The sequence below is a fragment of the Pseudomonas svalbardensis genome (genome assembly GCF_030053115.1).
GTDB classification, from domain to species: domain Bacteria; phylum Pseudomonadota; class Gammaproteobacteria; order Pseudomonadales; family Pseudomonadaceae; genus Aquipseudomonas; species Aquipseudomonas svalbardensis.
This window is the reverse complement of the sequence record NZ_CP125619.1, coordinates 3,562,061-3,583,649: the sequence shown is the minus strand read 5'-3', so window position 1 is coordinate 3,583,649 and position 21,589 is coordinate 3,562,061. Positions and strand designations below refer to the sequence as shown.

The window sequence follows — 21,589 nt, the reverse complement described above, 5'->3', positions numbered from 1 at the left end:
ACCTGTAGCAGCTGGCGAAGCCTGCGTTCGGCTGCGCAGCAGTCGTAAATACAGGCGGCGCGGTCTTCCTGACAAACCGCGGGGTCTGAATTCACGACTGCTGCGCAGCCGAACGCAGGCTTAGCCAGCTGCAGAAGGTGCGTTTCAGCGCCGCAAATACGATCCGAAATCAATATCACCGGCACTCAAAATCGCCTGCACCCGGTTGTGCACATTGAGTTTGCGCAGGATGGCCGAGACGTGGGCCTTGACCGTGGTTTCGGCGATTTCCAGGGTGTAGGCGATCTGTTTGTTCGACTCGCCCTTGGTCATGCGTTCGAGTACCAGCAACTGCTTGCGGGTCAAGGCCTGGAGCAGTTCAGGTGGAAAGCTCGGGGCATCGTTCATGCGCCTTGTACCGCATTTTTGTGTGCGGATGATGTCCGGCGGCAAGTAGACATTGCCGTTGAGAATCTGCTGGATGGCCTCGGTCATCTGCAACCGTGGCGAGGATTTGGTGATGAAACCCACCGCGCCGTAAGTGATGGCTTGCAGCACGACTTGTTTGTCCTGTTCGGCCGAGACGATCACCACCGGAATGGTCGGCGCCTCGTTGCGCAAGTTGATCAGGCCATTGAGGCCGTGCATGCCGGGCATGTTCAGGTCGAGCAGGATCAGGTCCAGGTCGTCGTGTTCCTGCGTCAGCACCAGGGCGCTGTCCAGGTCGGCGGTTTCCATCACTTCGCTGCCGGGGAAACCGTCGCTGATGACGTTATGAATGGCTTCGCGAAACAGCGGGTGATCGTCGGCAATCAGAATTTTGTACATAGCCTTTCACCTCATTATTTTGATTAGGGTGTGGCAACAACTCGCACGCGTAAGGTCAGGGGAAGGGCTCGGGCTGGGCGGGCGTTACGGGCAGGTTGGCGGCCTGCCAGGCGTCCAGGCCGTCGCGATACCAATAGAGCGTCTTATAGCCCATGGCGGCGGCGCGCTTCACGGCGTTCCAGCTCAGCCAGCAATCGGAGCGGCAGTAGAAGACCAGCGGTTGCGCGAGATCACCTGCGGTCAATGTGTCCAGCTTACGCGCAAAATAGTCCTGCCAGTCGGGCGTCAGGTCACCGTCGCCGGTATTGGCCAGCCAATGGCTACCGGGGAGGTTTTCGTGGGGCTGGTCCTCGATGAAACGTCCTTGCAACCACTGGCGGCGGTAGACGTCGATCAGCACCGGACGCGGTGTTTGCGCCAGCAGGATTTGCAGGGCCGCGGTATCGATGATGCCGGCGCCCTGTATTTGATTCGGGGTCGGGCTGCGGTACAGACCGATGCGATAGCCGTCGGCGGAGAATAGCGGTGTTTCGGCCTGCGCGACGCCCAGCAACAGGCTCAGCGATAGCGCAGCGAGAGAAGGGCGCAGCAGACGACGTCGGGCACGCGGCATGGGTTCAATCCTTATAGTTATGAACCTATTACATGCCAGTCTCGGTGCGATTGGAATGCGACGATAGACAGGGAAACCAGTACTAAAGTAGTAATTTCACCTGTTTCGTGCACCTGTCCTGTAGTCAACGGAGATCAAATGTGGGAGCAACTGTCTTGATGATCTTTATTCTGAAGGCATATTGATAGACAGCTGAATTCCCACAGCTTTACGCCATGCGATGCCCTACAGGAACACCGCGACCCGTTTAGGCCAAGGGTTCTTTCCACTCGGTTCGGTCTCGGATCATGGCGTTCAGCCGTATCAACAACACACGCATACAGGCGATGAGCGCTACTTTTGCGCATTTACCCTTATGACGCAGTGCGTCATACCGCGCTTTGAACTCAGGCTGTCGCTGAATCACCACCCAGCACGCCATGTACATTGCCCGACGCGCAGCAAACCTGCCGCCGCTAATGTGGCGGGGGCCTTCATGCTTGCCACTGTCGTCGTTGTAGGGGGCTATGCCTGCCAGCGCTGCAATCTCGTGCCGTCCAACCTCGCCCAGCTCGGGTAAGTAGGCCATCAAGCTGGCTGCCGTCACGAGCCCTATACCCTTGACCGAGCACAAACGGGCCGTTTTATCACTGTCCAGGTCTTTAGCAGTTTGACGGATCAGCTTTTCTATCGACTTTATGGCTTGGCATAAATAGTCGATATGACTTCGCAGACAGGGTTTTACCGTGTCAGCAGAGGCTGTTTTAAGGCGCCGTATATCGTCGCCTTGCTGCTGAACAAAATTTTCGCGCTGCTGTACCAGCGCACGCAAATTGTCCTGTTCAGGGCTGGTGATTCGGTTGCTTGGCGACTTTATGACTTCGGCAAACTGCGCGAGCAGCCGCGCATCTATCGGGTCGGTTTTAGCGCGCTGCCCCATGGCCTTGGCAAAATCCCTGGCTCGGCGAGGGTTGATCCGCAAGACTTCGAAGCCGGCAGCCTGAAGCGCTTTCATGACCTCTCGCTCATAGCCGCCGGTGGCTTCCAGCAATACGCGGCTGACCTGATAGCGCTTTAACCAGTCAATCAGCGCAAGGAAATCACTGGCGGTATTGAGGTGACTCGCGCCAACGTCTTGCGGGTTAATCCGAACTTCAAGGGTATCTTTGGAAACATCGATGCCTGCGCAGGAAAACATAGCCGATCCCTCTTACACTCAAAGGTGAGAGCGCTCTGGCTGGGCACCACGCTTGTAATGTTCGAGGTCGGCTCGTTCAACTGTTCGGGCTCAATAACCAGAGCGGAGAGGTGAATGGCAGCATGGGCTCCCACACGTGCTTTAAGCACTCCGGGCATTCAGCTTGCCACTCACCGCTCTCACCCTCAGTCTAATTCCTGCCCAAGACACAAGCGGGCTTGCTCGCGATATAGGCGGTGTGTCAGTCAACGTAAATGTTGAATGTTGAACCGCATTCGCGAGCCCGCTCCCACATTTAATCGGTGTTTACCTCAGGTTGTGTGGTCGACCAGTCAGCTGACTGGCGGTCCTTGCCAGAAAAAAGCCAAAAGAGTACAAATGTACTCCATGACGACTTTAACTCCCCGCCGTACCGCCATCCTGACCTTTATCCGCGATCGAATCGCCGAGCATGGCCAGTCCCCGAGCCTCGCTGAAATCAGTGAGGCGTTCGGTTTCGCCTCCCGTAGCGTGGCGCGCAAGCATGTGCTGGCGCTGACCGAGGCCGGTTTCATCGAGGTCAATGCGCATCAGGCCCGGGGCATTCGTTTGCTCGGGCAGCCGGCGCGGCCTGAGTTGCTGGACATTCCGGTACTCGGCCGGGTGGCGGCGGGTGCGCCGATCGGTGCCGATGCCGAGGTTCACAGCCGCTTGCTGCTCGACCCGTCGATCTTCTCGCGGGTGCCGGATTACATGCTGCGGGTCCAGGGCGACTCGATGATCGAGGACGGCATTCTCGACGGCGATCTGGTGGGCGTGCACCGCAATCCCGAGGCGGTCAACGGCCAGATCGTCGTCGCGCGACTCGACGGCGAAGTCACCATCAAACGTTTCGAGCGAGTCGGCGAGGTTGTCCGATTGCTGCCACGGAATCCGGCCTATAAGCCGATCATCGTCGAAGCCAATCAGGACCTGGCCATCGAAGGGGTGTTCTGTGGTCTGGTGAGGCAAGGGTGATGGGCGCCGTCGTTGCGCTGGATACGCTGTTCAATGGCGGCCAGGTCTGGAAGGGCCGGCCTGCGCCACCGGCCGTCAGCCCCCAACCCACCGGGCATGCCGCGCTGGATGCGGCGTTACCGACGGGCGGTTGGCCGGAAGCGGCGCTGACCGAAATCCTTTTGGCCGGGCAGGGCGTCGGTGAATTGCAACTGGTGTGGCCGGTGCTGGCGCGGTTGTCCGCCGCGGGCGAGCGCATCGTGCTGGTGGCGCCGCCTTACGTGCCCTATCCCCAGGCCTGGCAGAACGCCGGGGTCGATCTGCGCCAGTTGTCGATCATCCAGGCCAGCGAGCGCGATGCCTTGTGGGCAGCGGAACAATGCCTGCGTTCGGGCAGTTGCGGCGCAGTGCTGTGCTGGCCGCACAAGGCCGATGACCGGGCGTTGCGGCGCTTGCAGGTGGCGGCGGAAACCGGCTCCACCCTGGCGTTTGCCTACCGCTCGATCAATGAGGCGATCAACCCTTCGCCAGCGGCGCTGCGCATCGCCATCGATGCCAGACCTGCGCAATTGCGCGTGCTCAAGTGCCGGGGTGGGTTGGCGCGTTCGGCGCCGATTGCCTTCCCCGTGGGACATTGAGGTTGCCATGCGGTGGGTCTGCATTCTCTTTCCGCAATTGGCGCTGGACGCGGTACTGCGTCAGCGCGCCGATCCCGATGAGCCGCTGGCGCTGCTGACCGGTCCGGCCCTGCGTCGGGTGTTGCAAGCGGTCAACGCTTCGGCGCGGGCGCTGGGCTTGCGCCCGGGCCAGTCGATGACCGCCGCCCAGGCCTTGAGCAAAGGGTTTGTCACGGCCGAATACGACGCTGCCGAGATCGAGCACTGGCAGCAGTTTCTGGCCGCCTGGGCTTATCGATTCAGTTCACAAGTCAGCGTGCATTACCCGCGTGCGGTGGTGTTTGAAATCGAGTCCAGCCTGGGATTGTTCGGCGCCTGGCCGCAATTCGAGGCGCGGTTGCGGGCCGAGCTCGGCGAGTTGGGGTTTCGCCATCGGATTGTTGCCGCGCCCAACCCGGTGGCAGCGCGGGTGTTGGCCAACGCGTATGACGGTCTGGTGGTGCCCGACGACCAAGCCTTGCAACATTATCTTGGGCAGTTGCCCATCGACCGGATCGGGCTGGAAACCAGCGTCGCCACGGCGTTGTCGCGCATGGGGCTGCGCACTTTGAGTCAGGTTCAGGCGTTGCCTCGCCATAGTCTGGCCCGGCGTTTCGAGGCTCAGGTGCTCAAGCATCTGGACGCCTTGCTCGGGTTACGGCCGCTGGCGCTGACGTTCTACCTGCCGCCGGACCGCTTCGATGTGCGCATCGAACTCAACTTCGATGTCCAGTCCCATCAGGCGCTGCTGTTTCCGTTACGCCGATTGACCGGTGACCTGTCGGCGTTTCTTTGCGGTCGGGACAGCGGCGTGCAGCGTTTTGACCTGCATCTGGAGCACGCCGGGTTGCCGGACACCGTCATCAAGGTCGGCCTGCTCAGCGCCGAACGTGATCCGGCGATGCTCTTTGAACTGGCCCGGGGCCGGTTGGAGCACGTCCAGGTCGAGGCCCCGGTGCGCGGTTTTCGCCTGCGCGCCGAAGACTTGCCGGCCTTCGTTCCCCAGTATCAGGAGCTGTTCGACGACCGCCCGCAGCAATCCTTGCCGTGGGAGCAACTGCGCGAACGCTTGCGCGCGCGGCTGGGGGATGACGCGGTGCAGGCCTTGCGGTTCCAGGCCGATCACCGGCCGGAATGCGCGTGGCAGGCCAGTGTCGACAGTCAGCGCTGTGCAGGGCTGCCTGCCGTGCAACGTCCGGGCTGGCTGCTGACTGAACCGCTGGCGGTGCACGAAGGTTCGACGCGTATCCTGATGGGGCCGGAACGCATCGAGTCCGGTTGGTGGGACGGCGCCGATGTGCGTCGCGATTACTTCCTGATCGAAACCCGTTCCGGCCAGCAGGGCTGGGCCTATCGTGCGGTCGGTGAGGACGGCCCGTTGTGGCTGCAGGGGTGGTTCGCATGAGCATCGATTACGCCGAACTGCACTGCCTGTCGAACTTCAGTTTCCAGCGCGGTGCTTCCAGTGCCCTCGAACTGTTTCAACGGGCGAAAAAACACGGCTATCAGGCCTTGGCAATCACCGATGAATGCACCCTGGCCGGTATTGTCCGCGCCTGGCAAGCAGCCAAATCCGTGGAGCTGCCGCTGATTATCGGCAGCGAAGTGCGCATCGAGAACGGTCCGAAACTGGTGTTGCTGGTGGAAAACCTCGAGGGTTACCAGACCCTGTGCCGACTGATTACCCGAGCGCGGCGCCGTACACAGAAAGGCCAGTATCAAGTGCTGCGGGAAGACTTCAGTGAACCCTTGCCGGGGCTGTTGGCGTTGTGGGTGCCGGACGCGGTCGATGACTTCGAACAGGGCCACTGGCTGAAACAGACCTTCGCCGAACGCCTGTGGCTGGCCGTCCAGCTGCATCGCGGCCAGGACGATGCCCGACGGTTGAACGAGCTGTTGATGTTGGCGAGAGAGCTGCGAATCCCGGCGGTGGCCAGCGGCGATGTGCACATGCACGCTCGTGGGCGGCGCGCCTTGCAGGACACCATGACCGCGATCCGTCATCACGTGCCGGTAGCGGAGGCCGGGCTGCGTCTTCATCCCAATGGCGAGCGGCATGTGCGCAGTCTCGATGCTCTGCAATCGATCTATCCGCAAACACTGCTCGACGAAACGCTGAACATCGCCCGGCGCTGCACCTTCGACCTCGGTCAGTTGCGTTATCAATATCCCCGGGAGTTGGCGCCAGAAGGCGAGACCGCCACGTCCTGGCTGCGTCATCTGACCGAGGAGGGCATCGCGTGGCGCTGGCCAAAAGGCCCGCAGGCCCAGGTGCTGACGCAGATCGACAAGGAATTGGAGCTGATCGCCGAGCTGGGCTACGAAAGCTATTTCCTGACGGTTCACGACATTGTGCGATTCGCCCGTGAGCAAAAAATCCTGTGTCAGGGCCGTGGTTCGGCGGCCAACTCCGCAGTGTGCTTTGCCTTGGGCATCACGGAAATCGATCCGGATCGCACCACGCTGTTGTTCGAGCGCTTTCTTTCCAAAGAGCGCAACGAACCGCCGGACATCGACGTCGATTTCGAACACGAACGTCGTGAAGAAGTCTTGCAGTACGTGTTCCAGCGTTATGGCCGGACCCGCGCGGCGCTCACAGCGGTGGTCAGTACGTATCACGCGGCCGGCGCGGTGCGTGATGTGGCCAAGGCCTTGGGTTTACCGCCGGATCAGATCAACGCCCTGGCCGATTGCTGTGGCCACTGGAGTGATGAAACACCGCCCGTGGAGCGCCTGCTTGAAGGCGGGTTCGATCCCGAGAGCCCGGTGCTGCGCCGGGTGCTCAGCCTGACGGGGCAGCTGATCGGTTTCCCCCGACACCTGTCCCAGCACCCCGGCGGTTTCGTGATTTCCGAGCAGCCTCTGGACAGCCTGGTCCCGGTGGAAAACGCCGCCATGGCCGAGCGCACCATCATCCAGTGGGACAAGGACGACCTCGATGCCGTCGGGCTGCTCAAGGTGGATATTCTGGCGTTGGGCATGCTCAGTGCGATCCGCCGTTGTTTCGATCTGTTGCGTCGTCATCGCAATCGGGACCTGAGCCTGGCGACGATCCCGGCCGAAGACTCGCAGACCTACGACATGATCGGCCGTGCCGACACCATTGGCGTGTTCCAGATCGAGTCCCGGGCGCAGATGTCGATGCTGCCGAGACTCAAGCCCCGGACCTTCTATGACCTGGTGATCGAGGTGGCGATCGTCCGTCCGGGGCCGATTCAGGGCGGGATGGTGCATCCGTACCTGCGACGCCGAAACAAGGAAGAACCCGAGATCTATCCGTCCCCGGCACTGGAAACCGTGCTCAAGCGCACCCTGGGCGTGCCGTTGTTTCAGGAACAAGTGATGCAGATCGCGATTGTCGCCGCCGACTACAGCCCCGGCGAGGCCGATCAGTTGCGCCGCTCCATGGCTGCCTGGAAACGCCACGGCGGACTAGAACCGCACAAGGATCGTCTGGCCGCCGGGATGAAGAAAAACGGCTACACGGCCGAGTTTGCCGCGCAGATTTTCGAGCAGATCAAAGGCTTCGGCAGTTATGGTTTCCCCGAGTCCCACGCCGCCAGTTTCGCCTTGCTGACCTACGCCAGTTGCTGGTTGAAATGCCACGAGCCGGCGGCCTTCGCCTGTGCGCTGATCAACAGCTGGCCCATGGGTTTCTATAGCCCGGACCAGATTCTGCAGGACGCGCGCCGGCATCATTTGCAAATTCGCCCGGTGGACGTGCGCGCCAGCGACTGGGATTGCAGCCTCGAACCGATCACCGGTGCCCAGCCAGCGATTCGCATGGGTTTACGGATGATCAAGGGCTTTCGTGAGGACGATGCCCGGCGCATCGAAACGGCGAGGTCGAAGGGGGCGTTTATCGACATTGCCGACCTCGGCGAACGGGCGCGACTCGACGCCCGCGCCCAGGAACAACTGGCCGATGCCGGTGCGCTACGTGGCCTGGCGGGTGACCGTCATCGGGCGCGCTGGGAAGTGGCGGGTGTGCAGAAACAGCTCGGCTTGTTTGCCGGTCTGCCGAGTCAGGAGGAGGGTGCGGTGTGTTTGCCCAAACCCACCGTCGGCGAGGACCTGCTAGCCGATTACAACAGTGTCGGCACCACCCTCGGTCCGCATCCGCTGGCGTTGCTGCGCGGTGAATTGCAAGCCCGCCGCTGCCGCAGCTCGAAAGAACTGATGGATGTCGAACATGGGCGACCGGTCAGCGTCGCCGGACTGGTGACCGGTCGGCAACGTCCGGGTACCGCCAGTGGTGTGACCTTTGTCACCCTTGAAGATGAGTTCGGCAACGTCAACGTCATTGTCTGGCGCGACCTGGCCGACCGGCAGCGCCAGGTGTTGGTTGGCTCGCAATTGCTCAAGGTTGATGGGCGTTGGGAAAAGGAAGGCGAGGTGCGGCATTTGATTGCCGGACGGTTGAGTGATTTGAGTTCGTTGCTGGATGGGATCAGTGTGCGTAGCCGGGATTTCCGCTGACCTGTGGCGAGGGGCTTGCCCCCATAGAGTTAATTTGATGCGCCAGCCAATGCGTTGACGTCAAAAGTAAAATAAGCACTGTCCTCAGTGATGGCACTTTGGCATAATGCCGGCCGCCGACGTCCCGCACGTCGATTGTCGATTTGAATCCCCCTCGCTTTTTTGCCGCTGCAACCCGCAGTGGCTGGCTATTGCCGTGCCGGGATAAACCGTTTTTCAAAAGGAATGCACAGTGAGAATGATCTCTCGGATGTTGGTATCGACGGCAGCGATTGCCCTCTTCGGCGCGATAGCCGGGTGTGCGACCGAAAGCTCGCGCGCCTTGCCGGTAGAAAAGGTCGAAAGCGCCAGCCTCGCTTATGCCGGCGTTCGCGTACCCATGGCGGTCGGCAAGTTCGACAACCGTTCGAGCTACATGCGCGGGATCTTTTCCGACGGTGTGGATCGCCTCGGCGGTCAGGCCAAGACCATCCTGATCACTCACTTGCAGCAAACCAACCGCTTCAGCGTGCTGGATCGCGACAACATGGGCGAGATCCAGCAGGAGGCCGCGATCAAGGGCCAATCCCAGCGCCTCAAGGGTGCTGACTTTGTGGTCACCGGTGATGTCACCGAGTTCGGCCGCAAAGAGACTGGCGATCACCAGTTGTTCGGCATTCTCGGTCGCGGCAAGACCCAGGTGGCCTACGCCAAGGTCAACCTGAACATCGTCAACATCAGCACCTCCGAAGTCGTTTATTCGACTCAGGGCGCGGGCGAATACGCCTTGTCCAACCGTGAAGTCATCGGCTTTGGCGGCACCGCTGCCTACGATTCGACCCTCAACGGCAAAGTGCTCGACCTGGCCATGCGCGAGGCGATCAATCGTCTGGTGGACGGCATGAATGCCGGGGCATGGAAACCGGGCAACTGATCAAGGTCGATGACAAGGAGTGGTACAAGCATGTTCAAGATTTATGCGAAATGGGCGCTGATGGCGTCGACCGTGCTGGTCAGTGGCCTGTTGGCCGGCTGCAACAGCGGCCCGAAAACCCTTTACCAGTGGGAAAGCTACCAGCCGGAAGTCTACGAGTACTTCAAGGGTGAAGCGCCCAAGGAAGCTCAGGCCGAAGCGCTGGAGCGCGACCTGCAGAAGATCAGGTCCACCGGCAGGACACCGCCGCCTGGCTACCACGCTCATTTGGGGCTGTTGTACCTGAGCATGGGCAAGGACGATCAGATGGTGCAGCAATTCAGAACCGAGAAGACGTTGTTCCCCGAGTCGACGCCGTACATGGACTTTCTGCTTAAAAACGCCAAGACCGGAGACACCCAATGATCGCGCGCTCATTGAAACTGATGGCCGGGCTGCTGGCGCTGGCCGTGCTCGGTGGCTGCGTCAGCCCCAAGACCGTGGACTATTCGGCGTACAAGCAAAGTCGTCCAAAAACCATTCTGGTGCTGCCGCCGCTGAACAACTCGCCGGACGTCAAGGCGTCCTACAGCCTGTTGTCGCAGGTCACGTACCCGTTGGCTGAAGCCGGTTACTACGTGCTGCCGATCACCCTGGTCGATGAGACGTTCCGCCAGAATGGCTTGACCACGCCGGCGGATATCCATCAGGCACCGGCCAACAAACTGCAAGAAATCTTCGGTGCCGATGCTGCGCTGTACATCACTGTGACGGACTACGGCACTCGCTACATGATCATCAGCAGCGAAACCGTGGTTACGGCCAGCGCGAAACTGGTGGACCTCAAGAGCGGCACCACCCTGTGGACCGGCTCGGCTCGGGCTTCGAGCGAGGAGGGCGGTAACAACGGTGGCGGTGGTTTGATTGGCATGCTGATTACGGCGGCGGTGAAGCAGATCATCAACAGTTCCACCGACGCCGGTCACCCGATTGCCGGCGTGACCAGCGCTCGGCTGCTGTCGGCAGGACAACCGGCGGGGTTGCTGTACGGGCCGCGTTCGCCGAAATACGGCACTGACTGAACCCTCTGTGCAGGATCGTTCCCACGCAGAGCGCGGGAACGATCATTTACCTGACGGCCAAAACCGCTCCCCACCCCCCGGCGTCTCCGTCCACGCCTGCAACGACCGTGTTGGCAAATCAAAATAATCGCGTGTGCGCGCATACCCATGCCCACCCATCCGGCCAATCGCATCGAGCCCGAGTTGATCGATATACAAGGTTTTCGGGTCGATCAATTCATCCCGCACATGCGCCATCAGCACTTCGCCAAAGATAATCTCCCGGGACTGTCCGATGGACAGCGCCATCATCCGTCGACATTCCAACGCCACCGGGGCTTCGCCAATCCGTGGGCATTTGACCGTGGTGCCGGGAATGGCAGTGAGGCCGGCGGCCGTCAGCTCGTCGAAACCGGGGGCGAACGGCACGGCGCAGACGTTCATGGCTTCCACCAGGGCATCGCTGACGATGTTGACGGTGAATTCCTGGTTGAGCTGGATATTGCGCGTGGTGTCCTTGGGACTTTGGTCGCCGTAGTTTTCCACGCCCAACGCGAGGATCGGCGGGTCGGCCGAGAGGGCGTTGAAGAAGCTGAACGGCGCGGCGTTGATCCGGCCTTCGCCGTCGATGGTGGTGACCAGAGCAATCGGCCGTGGCACCACGCTGCCGATCAGAATCTTGTACTTGTCTCGCGGGCTCAATTGGCTGAAGTCGAAGCTTTGCATGGGCAGAACTCTCTAAAGAAGGGGATCAATCGCGCTCAGCGGCGCGTGTGCGCTGTAGTCGTCAGCGAACGGGATGGCCGGTTTGAACAGGCCTTTCCAGTCCGGTTGGCCGAAGGCCCGGTCGCTGTGGCTGCGCATCAGTTTTTCGAATTGTTGTTGGGCCTGGCGTTGCAGGGCGGGGTAGTCGACGCCTTGAACCTGACCGTCCTGCATCACGCAGCAGCCGTTGATGTAGCTGGCGATGCAGTCGTCACCGCGCCCGGCCAATACCAGGTTTTTCAGTGGGTCGAACAGTGGCCCCAGGTGCAGACCGCGAAGGTTGAACACCGTGATATCAGCCTTGGCGCCCGGCGCCAAACGGCCGAGATCATCGCGGCCCAAAGCCTTGGCGCCGCCGAGAGTGGCGGCGTTGTACAGGTCCAGCGTGGTGGTGAGCGAGTTGCCGCCCTCCATCAATCGCGCGATGTTCAGACCCTGGCGCATGTTTTCCAGCAAATCCGCCGGCCAGGTGTCGGTGCCCAAGGCGAAGTTGATGCCCTTGGCCCGATAGCGACCGAAGGAGTTCAGCGCCTCGCCGTCACGGGCAAACACCACCGGACAATGCACCAGACTCGCGCCGCTATCCGCCACGCGTTGCAGATCGTCTTCGCCGGAGGTGTAGATGCCGTGGGGCAGCAGACTGCGCGGGGTCAGCAGATCCAGTTGCTGCAACCAACCCAGCGGCGAAGTACCGCGCAGTTGCTCGACCATCGCCACCTCGCCGAGCCCCTGGCAGCAATGCAAACGCATCGGCGCGTTCAGTTCCCGGCTGAGCGCGGCAGTGCGTTGCAGCAGAGCCGGAGTGCAGGTCTGGATGCGATCGGGTAGCAGCGCGCCGCGTATCAAACCCTCGTGCGCACCGTCGAAATCATGGAAAAACCGAGCAGCCGCATCGAGCCCCGCCATGCCTCGCGCTTCATCCCAGTGATGCCCGAGGCTTCCATCGACACGCCAGTAACTCATGCCGCTCATGTAGCAGGGGCCGAGGTAAGTCCGCAGCCCTAGCTCGGCAGCCACACCGACCACCGCAGAAAATTCGTCGTAGGTTTCGGCCCACTCGCGGTAATACATCGAGGTGATCGGCATGGCGGTGGTGATGCCGTTGCGGATCAGCTGAGTGAAGGTGTAGCGGTATTTGAAGACTTCTTCATCCGCGGTGTAACTCTCCCGCGGACCGCTCGCCAGATAGTCCTCGGACCACATCCGACCCATGTCGCGTTCATCGCCGTTGTCCAGCGTCAGCACCGTCGAATCAAGATCCCCGAGCGCATCCAGATCGATGAAGCCGGGACCGATCAACGCGTTGCCGTAATCAATCCACTGATCCACCGGCCCCGGATAATCCCGCCCGACAAACACGATGCGCGAACCTTCGAACACCACTTCGCCGTCGCGCCACAGCACATGCTGGGTGCCGTCGAAACCAACGACGCAGCTGCTCTTGAGGCCAATGCGCTTCACAAACGGCTTTCCAGCAGACGGCCACTAGAGGCAATCAACTCACCGCCGCGATAAACCTGCCGCACGGGCCGCGAAACCACAGCCTCACCCAAGGTCTGCACCGGCATCAGCAAAAAGTCCGCTTGCGCACCGATCTCCACTCCATAACCTTCACAGCCCAACGCCCGAGCGCCGTTGACCGTCGCTGCTTCGAACGCCGCCGCCAGTTCATCGTCCTTGTTCAAGTCGAAACGAAAGGCCAGCAGCATCGCCCGTTCCAGCATGTCGCCGTTGCCCATGGGCGACCAGGCATCGCGAATGCCGTCCGAACCCAGGCAGACATTCACCCCGGCCTCGCGCAGGGCGAAGAACGGCGGCACCGCGCAATCGGCCGGCGCTGAACTCATCAGCGAAATGCCCAGCGCCGCCAGGCGTTCGGCCACCGGTTTGACCTGGCTCCACGGCAACATCCCAAGGCAGTAGGCGTGGCTGATCATCACCCGACCCTGACGCCCGAAACGTTCGGTGTAGTCGGCGATCAGTGCGATCTGCCATAGGCCCAGCTCTCCCTTGTCGTGCAGGTGAATGTCGACGCCACGCTCGAATTCACTGGCCAGCTTAAACACGAAGTCGAGCTGCGCGATGGGGTCATTGTCGATGCCGCACGGGTCGAGGCCGCCGACATTTTCCACGCCCAGGGCCATGGCTTCGCGCATCAGTTCGGCGGTGCCGGGGCGGCTGATCAGGCCGGTTTGCGGGAACACCACCAGTTGCAGGTCGATCAGGTCGCGGTAGCCTTCGCGCAACTGTTGCATGGCCTCGACGTGGCGCAGGCCGAATTCCGGGTCGATGTCGACGTGACAACGCATCGTCAGCGAGCCACGGGCGATGCAGTTTTCCAGCAGGGCGCCAGCGCGTTGGGCAATCGGTGCCTGAACTTCACGCAGCACGCGGCGCTCGTTGGCGATGTAGTCCTTGAGCGTCGGGCCGGCGCTGTTCGGGCGCCAGGGTTGGCCCCAGAGGGTTTTGTCGAGGTGGACGTGGCTTTCCACCAGGGCAGGGGTGAGGAGCTGGTTTTGGCCGTCGATGTCGGTGGTGGTCAGGGCCGCGGTCGATGCCGGGCGGCGTTGCTTGAACAGGCCGTTTTCGATCAACAGGTCTTCGGCGGTGGAACCGTAGGGGCGCACGTTGCGTAGCCAGCGGGGTTGGGACATAGGAGCCTCATTTGTTCTTTAAATTCGGTTGGAATGCGGTGCTTCCTGACCTTTTGTTCCTTGCGTGAAATCTTTCCCTCACCCTAACCCTCTCCCGGAGGGAGAGGGGACTGACCGAGTTAATTCCGAGGAATTCGGTGACCTGAAAGATCGAGTCAATTTCGGATTCAGAGAAGGATTTTCAGGTCGCAGCAATCCTTAAATATTACCCGGTCAGTCCCCTCTCCCTCCGGGAGAGGGTTAGGGTGAGGGGGCGGTCTAGGATCAGCCCTTGAGCTTCGACCAGATCCGGTCCTGCAGCTCACGCGCCTTGTTGCTGCACTCTTTTTCCGGGCGCAGGCGCGAGGCGAACTCGTCGGGCATGTTGATCGCGTCCATCACCCGCCATTTGGCGTCGATCAGTTTGTCGCTCTGGATGCCGTTGGCGTAGGCGATGGCGTTGGACACGGCGGCGGCGTTTTCCGGTTTCATCATCCAGTCGATGAAGATCTTCGCGTTGCCGGGGTGCGGGGCGCTTTTCGGTACGGCGAAGTTGTCCTGGAACATCGCCAGGCCTTCGCGCGGGTACACGTACTTGATGGTGCTTTTTTGCAACGTGGCCCGGGCGGTGGAGCCGTTCCAGTTCTGCATCATGATCACTTCACCGGAGGCCATGCGGTCGACGGTGTTGTCCGAGCTGTACATCTTCAAGTGCGGTTTCTGTTTTTTCAGCAGCTCCAGAATGCGCTTGGCGTCCTGCGGGTTTTCGCTGCATTCGTCGACGTTCAGGTAATGGCTGGCGGCGTTGATCACACTGCTGGAGGTGTCGAGGGCGGCGAGTTGGCCTTCGAGTTCCTTGCGCGGTTCGAAGAACTCTTTCCATGAATCGTCCAGTTTGCCGCCGGGCACCCGCGCGCTGTCATAGGAAAACCCGGTGGTGCCCCACAGGTACGGGGCGGAGAACTTGCGACCGGGGTCGAAACTCGGGTCGCGGAACGCCGGTTTGACGTACTGGAAGTTGGGCAAGGTCGACGTGTCGATTTGCAGTAGCAGGTTCTGGTTGATCAACGTGCGCATGATCGATTGCGACGGCACGATCACGTCATACGCTGCCCCACCGGCCTGCAACTTGGCCAGCAAGGTTTCGTTGCTGTCGTAGCCGTCCATGGTGACCTTGATACCGGTCTCCTTTTCGAACTTGGCCAGCAGTTCCACCGGGTAGTAGTCGGTCCAGTTGTAGAAGAACAATTCCTTGGGTTCGGCGGCCTGGGCGGTGAAAACGCTGAAGCAACTGAGGGCCAGACCGGCGACGCCGTAACGCATGCTTTTGAAGATCGTGTTTTTCAACATCATGGTTTTACGCTCCGAAAGTACAGCGAAGGAAAGGGCTCATTGGTTTTTGCCGCGCTGTCCCAGCCAGAAGGCCAGCACCACCAGCACGATGGAAATCACCAGCATCAGGGTCGAAATCGCGTTGATCTCCGGCGTGACACCGGATTTGATCGCCGAGAAGATGTACACCGGCAACGTCGTCGAACCGGGGCCGGCAACGAAGAAGGTCATGATGAAATCGTCGAGGCTGACCACGAACGCCAACACCGAACCGGACAACACCGCCGGCCACAGCAGCGGCAGCGTCACCCGACGAAAAACCTGCCACGGGTTGGCGTACAAATCGTTCGCCGCCTCCAGCAAACTCTTGTCCAAGTCGTTGAGCCGGGCGCGGATCGGCAGGTAGGCGAAAGGAATGCAGAAGCCGATGTGCGCGACGATCACCGTCAGCAAACCGAGCTTGATCCCCAGCGCCATGAACAGCAGCAGCGTGGCGACGGCGGTGACGATCTCCGGCAGGATCAGCGGCAGGTTGATCCCGCCCTCGACCATCTTCTGTCCATAGAACGGCCGGTACGTCGCCAACGCCGCGAGCAACGCAATCGCCGTGGCACACACCGTGGCGATGCTGGCGACGATGATCGAGTTCAGCGCCGCCGTCTGAATCGACGGATTGGCCAGAATCCTTCCGTACCAGGCGAACGAGAACTCGGTCCACACCGTGGCCGAGCGGTTGGCGTTGAAGCTGTAGGCGATCAGCACAAAGATCGGCACGTACAGATAGGCCAGGATCAGCAGGCTGACTTCGCGGGTCAGCGGTAGTTTTTTCAGGTGCAGGGCGATCATGCGGTGGCTCCCCGGCGTAGAGTTTTGGCGGCGCTGCGGCTGTAGAGGGCGTAAAGCACCAGGGACAGCAGCAGAATCCCCAGCAACAGGAACGACAGCGAACTGCCCAGCGGCCAGTTGCGCGCGGTGCCGAACTGTTGCTGGATCAGGTTACCGATCATCAGCGTCTTGCCGCCGCCGAGAATCGCCGGGGTGATGAAGGCACCGAGACTCGGCACAAACACCAGCAGCGCGCCGGCAATCACGCCGGGCATCGACAGCGGCAGGATGATCCGCCGCAACGCGTGCCAGCGATTGGCGCCGAGGTCGTAAGCCGCTTCCACCAGACGCCAGTCGAGTTTTTCCAGGGTCGAGTAGATCGGCAAAATCATGAACGGCAGGAAGCTGTAGACCAGCCCGACGCTGACGGCGAAGTCGTTGTAGAGCAGGGTGATGCCACCGGCCTGGGGGAACAGTGCGTTGAGGCTCTGAGCAACCCAGCCATGCTCGCGCAGAATGATCAGCCACGCGTAGTTGCGGATCAGCAGGTTGGTCCAGAACGGGATGGTGATCAGCAACACCATGAGGTTGCGCCGACGCGGTGTCAGGCTCGACATCCACAACGCCACCGGGAAGCCGAACAGGAAACACAGCAGGGTGGTGCCGCCGGCCTGGAACACCGAGCGCAACAGCGCCTGGGCGTAGACCCAGTTCAGTTCCAGTTCACCGTCGAAACCTTCCTGGAAGAACAGCTGCACGTAGCTTTGCAATTGCCAGTCGGCCTGCCAGTCGACGCCGCCATACACGTTGCGCGGCAATAGGCTGATGTAGCCCATGATGCCGAGCGGAATGGCGATCAACGCCAGCAAAGTCAGAACCACCGGGCTGAGTAACAGCGCACGGTTGAGGGCGGGAGAAGTGCTGCTGACGCTCATCTCAGGCCTCCATCAACAGGCAGGCGTGGGGCGGCAGGTTGACCGCGACGCGATCACCGACCACCCGGCTGCGGTTCAGGCCTTCGTTGTTCTCGCGCAACATGACCTTGATGTCGTTGTTCAACCGGCACTGGTAAAGGGTCGCGGTGCCGACATACAGCACCGCTTCAATGACGCCGCGCAGGTGGTGCGGTTGCGCCGGGTCGACCAATTGCGAGCGTTCCGGGCGGAACGCCAGTTGCACTTTGGTGCCGTCGAAGCCTTGAGCCGGGCAAGGGATCTCCACCGGCATGCCGCTCGGCACGAACAGTTTTTCGTTCTGCTGGCCGCGCTTGAGGTGGCCGGGGAGGAAGTTGATGTCGCCGATGAATTGAGCAACGAAACGGTGCTGCGGCCGTTCGTAGATATCGTTCGGTGTGCCGATTTGCAGGATCTTGCCGGCGGACATCACGGCGATGCGGTCGGACAGGGTCAGCGCTTCTTCCTGGTCGTGGGTGACGAAAATGAAGGTGATCCCGGCTTCCTTCTGTACGCGCTTGAGTTCGACCTGCATTTCCTTGCGCAGCTTCAAGTCCAGCGCCGACAGCGGTTCGTCGAGCAACAGCACTTTGGGTTTCGGCGCCAAGGCCCGGGCCAGGGCCACGCGCTGCTGCTGGCCGCCGGACAACTCGGCCGGTTTGCGCTGGGCCAAGTGTTGCATTTGCACCAGCGTCAGCATCTCTTCGACACGTTGCGGGATGAGCTTGCGATCAAGACCCTGCATCTCGAGGCCGAAGGCGATATTCTGCGCGACGCTCATGTGCGGAAACAGCGCGTAGCTCTGGAATACGGTGTTGACCCGGCGCTTGAACGGTGGCAAATCATTGACCGGCTCGCCCGCCAGACGGATCTCGCCCTCGCTGACCTGTTCGAAGCCGGCGATGGTCCGCAACAAAGTGGTCTTGCCGCAGCCGGAAGGGCCGAGCAGGGTGAAGAATTCATTGTCGGCAATGTCGACTGAAACGTTGTCGAGGGCTGGAGCCAGCCCCGGATCGTCGGAATACCGCTTGGAGACGTTACGCACTTCAATCGCTGTTGGATGACCCATATTGGTGCATTCCTCTAATTATTGTATGCAATATCTGGATGCAATCTAGAAATAACCGGATTAATCTGCTCGTGCAACCCCCTTTTGAAAGGGCTGATCGTCGGCAGGGGCTGGTTGCTTAGCGCTAAAGGAGTGTTCAGATGACCGAGAAAAAACTCGAGACCACGGTCGACCGCGTCTACCAAGGGGTTTACGAGGCGATCAGCAAGCGTTCATTGCGTCCCGGGATGAAGCTCGGCGAAGCGTCATTGGCCGAACTTTTTAATGTCAGCCGGACGTCGGTTCGTGCCGCGCTCAAGCAGTTGGAGGCCGATGGTCTGGTCACCACCGAGCCCAACAAAGGGGCGTCGGTGTCGTTGCCCAGTGATGAGGAGATCCGCTCGCTGTTTGAAACGAGGCGTCTGATCGAGATCGGCATCGTCACTGAGCTCTGTCGTCGTCGTGATACTGCCGTGACCCAGGACCTGCGTGATCACCTGTTACTGGAGGATGAAGCGCACCGCAGTGGCGACCATGAACGGCTGATTCATCTGCTTGGCGAGTTCCACATCAAGCTCGCGCAAAGCCTGAACAACCCGGTGTTGCTGGACTGGTTCCGCAAGCTGATTTCCCGCGCCTCGCTGTACGCCGCCGCGCTGGATGACGACAGTCACGAAGCTTGCCGCGACGATGAACACCTGCGGCTGATCGAGTACATCGAAGCTGGCAACCAGAGCGCTGCGATCGAACTGACCTGCATGCATTTGAATGGCATCGAGAAGGCCATTCTCGACGTCGCCGCCACGCTGAAAACCGGCTACCACCCGCTCAAGCACCTGATCGAGGTTTAGCCGCGCTGAAACCTTGTAGCAGCTGCCGAGCCTGCGAGGCTGCGTTCGGCGGCGAAGCCGTCGTGAAATCAAACATCTCGGTGTGACAGGACAAACTCGGATGCAGGGTTTACGACTGCTTCGCAGCCGAACGCAGGCTTCGCTAGCTGCTACAAGGTTCACCCCCAGGGCACACTCCCATTGCCACAAAAGCCTGGATGATTTGAATCAGCTAACCTCTATGAAACCATTAGCGACGGCGATGCTCGAAACAGACGGGCACGCACCGTCCTCATGCCGTTGCGATCCCTTAAGCCAGTCATCTACAGGGACACGGAATCAGTCGATGCAGTTTCTAGACGATAGCCATGGGTGTGCAGGCTGGAGCGGTGAAATGGCCGGGCGTATCCGCGTGTTCGACTGGAGCGTGACTGAGCTGGGGAACATGGACACCTGGCCCAGAAGCCTGTGCAGCGCGGTGCAGTTGATGCTCGCGTCCCCGCTGCCGATGGTGATGCTGTGGGGCCGACCGGGTTACATGATCTACAACGATGCGTACTCGGCGTTTGCCGGTGGCCGCCATCCTTACCTGTTGGGTTCCCCGGTGGAACTGGGCTGGCCCGAAGTCGCCGACTTCAATCGGCATGTGGTCGACACCTGCCTGGCCGGCGGCACCTTGTCCTATCGCAACAAAGTCCTGGAGCTGCTGCGCGACGGGATACCCGAAGACGTCTGGCTGGACCTCTATTACAGCCCGGTGGCGGATGATGACGGGAAACCGGCCGGGGTCATGGCGATGGTGGTCGAGACCACCGAGCATGTTATTTCCGAGCGCCGCCGTCAGGCCGCCGAGGACGCCTATCACGCTGATAACGAACGGGTGCGCCTGGCGCTCAATGCCGGGGCTTTGCTCGGCTCGTTCGTCTGGGACATCAAGGGCAATGCGCTCTCCGGTGACGAGCGTTTCGCCCGCACCTTTTCCTACCCGCCGGAGCAAAACCTGGCCGACCTGCCAACGGACATCGCCGAAGCACGGATCCATCCCGATGACCGCAGCTGGGTACAGGAGCAGATCAATCAATCAGTGGAAACCGGCGAACCCTTTAACGCCGAGTATCGGGTCCTGCGTCCGGATGGCAGTTATCTGTGGGTGCAGGCGAGTGGTGGCTGCGAGTTCAATGAACAGGGCGAACCGTTCCGTTTTCCCGGGGTGTTGATCGATATCCACGAGCGCAAGACCGCCGAAGAATCCCTGCTCAAGTTCACCCGCAATCTGGAGCAACGCGTTGCCGACGAAGTCGAAGCGCGGCTGGCCGCTGAAGAACAACTGCGTCAATCGCAGAAACTCGAAGCCATCGGCGGTCTCACCGGCGGCGTGGCCCATGACTTCAACAACCTGTTGCAGGTGATCGCCGGCAACCTACACTTGCTGGCGCGGCATGAACCGGACAACGCCAATGTGCAGCGCCGGGTCAGTGCGTCGATTGCCGCGGTCGAGCGCGGCGCCAAACTGTCTTCGCAATTGCTCGCGTTCGCCCGTCGTCAGCCCTTGTCGCCAGCGGTCTGCGACCTGCGCCAGGTCTTCGATGGACTTGGGGAATTGTTGCAGCGGGCGCTGGGGGAAACCATTCAGATCGATGTCACCGCTGCCGAAGCTCTTTGGCACGTCTACGTGGACCGCAATCAACTGGAAAACGCCGTCCTCAATCTGGCAATCAATGCCCGTGACGCCATGAAAGGCGAGGGGACCATTGACCTGAGCGCCGAGAACATTGCCCTTGATAGCAAGTTTTGTGCAGGCAAGGGCATCGTCGCCGGCGATTATGTCTGCGTGGCGGTGGCTGACAGAGGGGTTGGCATGTCGCCGCAGGTACTCGCACAGGCTTTCGAACCGTTTTTTACCACCAAGCCCGATGGCCAGGGCACGGGTCTGGGCCTGAGCATGGTGTTCGGTTTCGTCAAGCAGAGTGGCGGGCATATCGAGATTTCCAGCGTGGTCGGGCAGGGCACTCGGGTGCAGCTGTATTTCCCTCGCAGCCTGCGCCCGATACTCAGCGAAACGACACGTCATGATCCGCAACAGCGAGGCGGACACGAAACCATTCTGGTGGTCGAGGACAACGAGGCGGTTCGCAGCTCAGCAGTGGAGCTACTGCGCGAAGAAGGTTATCAAGTCCTGACGGCGGCCAACGGTGACGTCGCGATGCAGATGTTGCTGGAGGGCGCGGTGGTGGACCTGATTTTCACCGACGTGGTCATGCCTGGTCTGATCAAAAGTTCGGACCTGGCCGCCTGGGCCAAGATGCAGACGCCGCCGCTGGCTGTGCTGTTCACCTCGGGCCACACCCGTGACATTATTTCGCGCAATCACCAACTCAGCCCCGGCACTTACTTGCTGAGCAAACCTTATGGTCCCGAGGCGCTTACCCAAATGGTTCGCACCGTCCTCAACGGCTAAACAGATCCAATGTGGGAGCGAGCCTGCTCGCGAAAGCGTCGTGTCAGTCGATATTAACGTTGAATGATAAATTGCATTCGCGAGC

At 60.8% G+C, this 21,589-nt stretch carries 19 protein-coding genes; 9 read left to right on the top strand and 10 right to left on the bottom strand.

The features are described from left to right. Positions 1–144 precede the first annotated feature (144 nt). The 3 genes from QFX16_RS16375 to QFX16_RS16365 all read right to left on the bottom strand — a co-directional run bounded on the left by QFX16_RS16375 (position 145) and on the right by QFX16_RS16365 (position 2,597). A complete protein-coding gene (locus tag QFX16_RS16375) occupies positions 145–807 on the bottom strand; it encodes a response regulator transcription factor (protein WP_283180510.1) in 663 nt (220 codons plus the stop codon). Positions 808–862: 55 nt separating this feature from the next. After that, positions 863–1,420 carry a PQQ-dependent catabolism-associated CXXCW motif protein gene (locus QFX16_RS16370; protein ID WP_283180509.1) on the bottom strand — a complete coding sequence of 186 codons (558 nt, stop codon included), beginning with the start codon at positions 1,418–1,420 and terminating at the stop codon, positions 863–865. 247 nt (positions 1,421–1,667) lie between these two features. After that, positions 1,668–2,597 carry an IS110 family transposase gene (locus QFX16_RS16365; RefSeq protein ID WP_283180508.1) on the bottom strand — a complete coding sequence of 310 codons (930 nt, stop codon included), beginning with the start codon at positions 2,595–2,597 and terminating at the stop codon, positions 1,668–1,670. A 378-nt stretch (positions 2,598–2,975) separates the two neighbouring features. Between QFX16_RS16365 and lexA the strand changes: the two genes are divergently transcribed. The 7 genes from lexA to QFX16_RS16330 all read left to right on the top strand — a co-directional run bounded on the left by lexA (position 2,976) and on the right by QFX16_RS16330 (position 10,681). Next, complete coding sequence (gene lexA / locus QFX16_RS16360; protein ID WP_282480381.1) at positions 2,976–3,593, top strand: transcriptional repressor LexA; 618 nt, start codon at positions 2,976–2,978, stop codon at positions 3,591–3,593. After that, the gene (imuA, locus tag QFX16_RS16355; RefSeq protein WP_283180507.1) at positions 3,593–4,210 is read left to right on the top strand and encodes a translesion DNA synthesis-associated protein ImuA; all 618 of its coding nucleotides are present in this window, start codon (positions 3,593–3,595) and stop codon (positions 4,208–4,210) included. Before lexA ends, imuA begins: the two co-directional genes overlap by 1 nt. Positions 4,211–4,217: 7 nt before the next feature. After that, positions 4,218–5,633, top strand: a complete 1,416-nt coding sequence (locus QFX16_RS16350; RefSeq protein WP_283180506.1) for a Y-family DNA polymerase — start codon at positions 4,218–4,220, stop codon at positions 5,631–5,633. Next, entirely contained in the window at positions 5,609–8,707 is a 3,099-nt protein-coding gene (locus QFX16_RS16345; protein WP_439900085.1) for an error-prone DNA polymerase, read from the top strand. The genes QFX16_RS16350 and QFX16_RS16345 overlap by 25 nt, the downstream gene beginning before the upstream one ends. A 238-nt stretch (positions 8,708–8,945) precedes the next feature. Beyond that, on the top strand, positions 8,946–9,620 hold the full coding sequence (locus tag QFX16_RS16340; protein ID WP_283184580.1) for a CsgG/HfaB family protein: 675 nt from the start codon (positions 8,946–8,948) through the stop codon (positions 9,618–9,620). Between the two features lie 60 nt (positions 9,621–9,680). Further along, on the top strand, positions 9,681–10,025 hold the full coding sequence (locus QFX16_RS16335; protein WP_439900135.1) for a DUF4810 domain-containing protein: 345 nt from the start codon (positions 9,681–9,683) through the stop codon (positions 10,023–10,025). Further along, a complete protein-coding gene (locus QFX16_RS16330) occupies positions 10,022–10,681 on the top strand; it encodes a DUF799 domain-containing protein (RefSeq protein WP_283180503.1) in 660 nt (219 codons plus the stop codon). The genes QFX16_RS16335 and QFX16_RS16330 overlap by 4 nt, the downstream gene beginning before the upstream one ends. Before the next feature lie 42 nt (positions 10,682–10,723). Here QFX16_RS16330 and QFX16_RS16325 read toward each other — a convergent pair whose 3' ends face one another. The 7 genes from QFX16_RS16325 to QFX16_RS16295 all read right to left on the bottom strand — a co-directional run bounded on the left by QFX16_RS16325 (position 10,724) and on the right by QFX16_RS16295 (position 18,237). Further along, positions 10,724–11,386: a flavin reductase family protein gene (locus tag QFX16_RS16325; RefSeq protein ID WP_095129640.1), complete on the bottom strand. Its 663-nt coding sequence runs from the start codon at positions 11,384–11,386 to the stop codon at positions 10,724–10,726. 12 nt (positions 11,387–11,398) lie between these two features. Then, positions 11,399–12,886 carry an amidohydrolase family protein gene (locus tag QFX16_RS16320; protein WP_283180502.1) on the bottom strand — a complete coding sequence of 496 codons (1,488 nt, stop codon included), beginning with the start codon at positions 12,884–12,886 and terminating at the stop codon, positions 11,399–11,401. Next, complete coding sequence (locus QFX16_RS16315) at positions 12,883–14,079, bottom strand: amidohydrolase family protein (protein WP_283180501.1); 1,197 nt, start codon at positions 14,077–14,079, stop codon at positions 12,883–12,885. Before QFX16_RS16315 ends, QFX16_RS16320 begins: the two co-directional genes overlap by 4 nt. 264 nt (positions 14,080–14,343) lie before the next feature. Beyond that, positions 14,344–15,408: an extracellular solute-binding protein gene (locus tag QFX16_RS16310; protein WP_439900134.1), complete on the bottom strand. Its 1,065-nt coding sequence runs from the start codon at positions 15,406–15,408 to the stop codon at positions 14,344–14,346. Between the two features lie 39 nt (positions 15,409–15,447). Next, positions 15,448–16,236, bottom strand: a complete 789-nt coding sequence (locus QFX16_RS16305; protein ID WP_008154998.1) for an ABC transporter permease — start codon at positions 16,234–16,236, stop codon at positions 15,448–15,450. Then, complete coding sequence (locus QFX16_RS16300; protein WP_283180499.1) at positions 16,233–17,150, bottom strand: ABC transporter permease; 918 nt, start codon at positions 17,148–17,150, stop codon at positions 16,233–16,235. The genes QFX16_RS16305 and QFX16_RS16300 overlap by 4 nt, the downstream gene beginning before the upstream one ends. 1 nt (position 17,151) lies before the next feature. After that, on the bottom strand, positions 17,152–18,237 hold the full coding sequence (locus QFX16_RS16295; protein ID WP_283180498.1) for an ABC transporter ATP-binding protein: 1,086 nt from the start codon (positions 18,235–18,237) through the stop codon (positions 17,152–17,154). Positions 18,238–18,377: 140 nt separating this feature from the next. Here QFX16_RS16295 and QFX16_RS16290 point away from each other — a divergent pair, with 140 nt between their 5' ends. Together QFX16_RS16290 and QFX16_RS16285 are read left to right on the top strand one after the other, a co-directional pair. Next, complete coding sequence (locus QFX16_RS16290; protein ID WP_008154995.1) at positions 18,378–19,067, top strand: GntR family transcriptional regulator; 690 nt, start codon at positions 18,378–18,380, stop codon at positions 19,065–19,067. 325 nt (positions 19,068–19,392) lie between these two features. Then, positions 19,393–21,504 carry a hybrid sensor histidine kinase/response regulator gene (locus QFX16_RS16285; protein ID WP_283180497.1) on the top strand — a complete coding sequence of 704 codons (2,112 nt, stop codon included), beginning with the start codon at positions 19,393–19,395 and terminating at the stop codon, positions 21,502–21,504. Positions 21,505–21,589 lie beyond the last annotated feature (85 nt).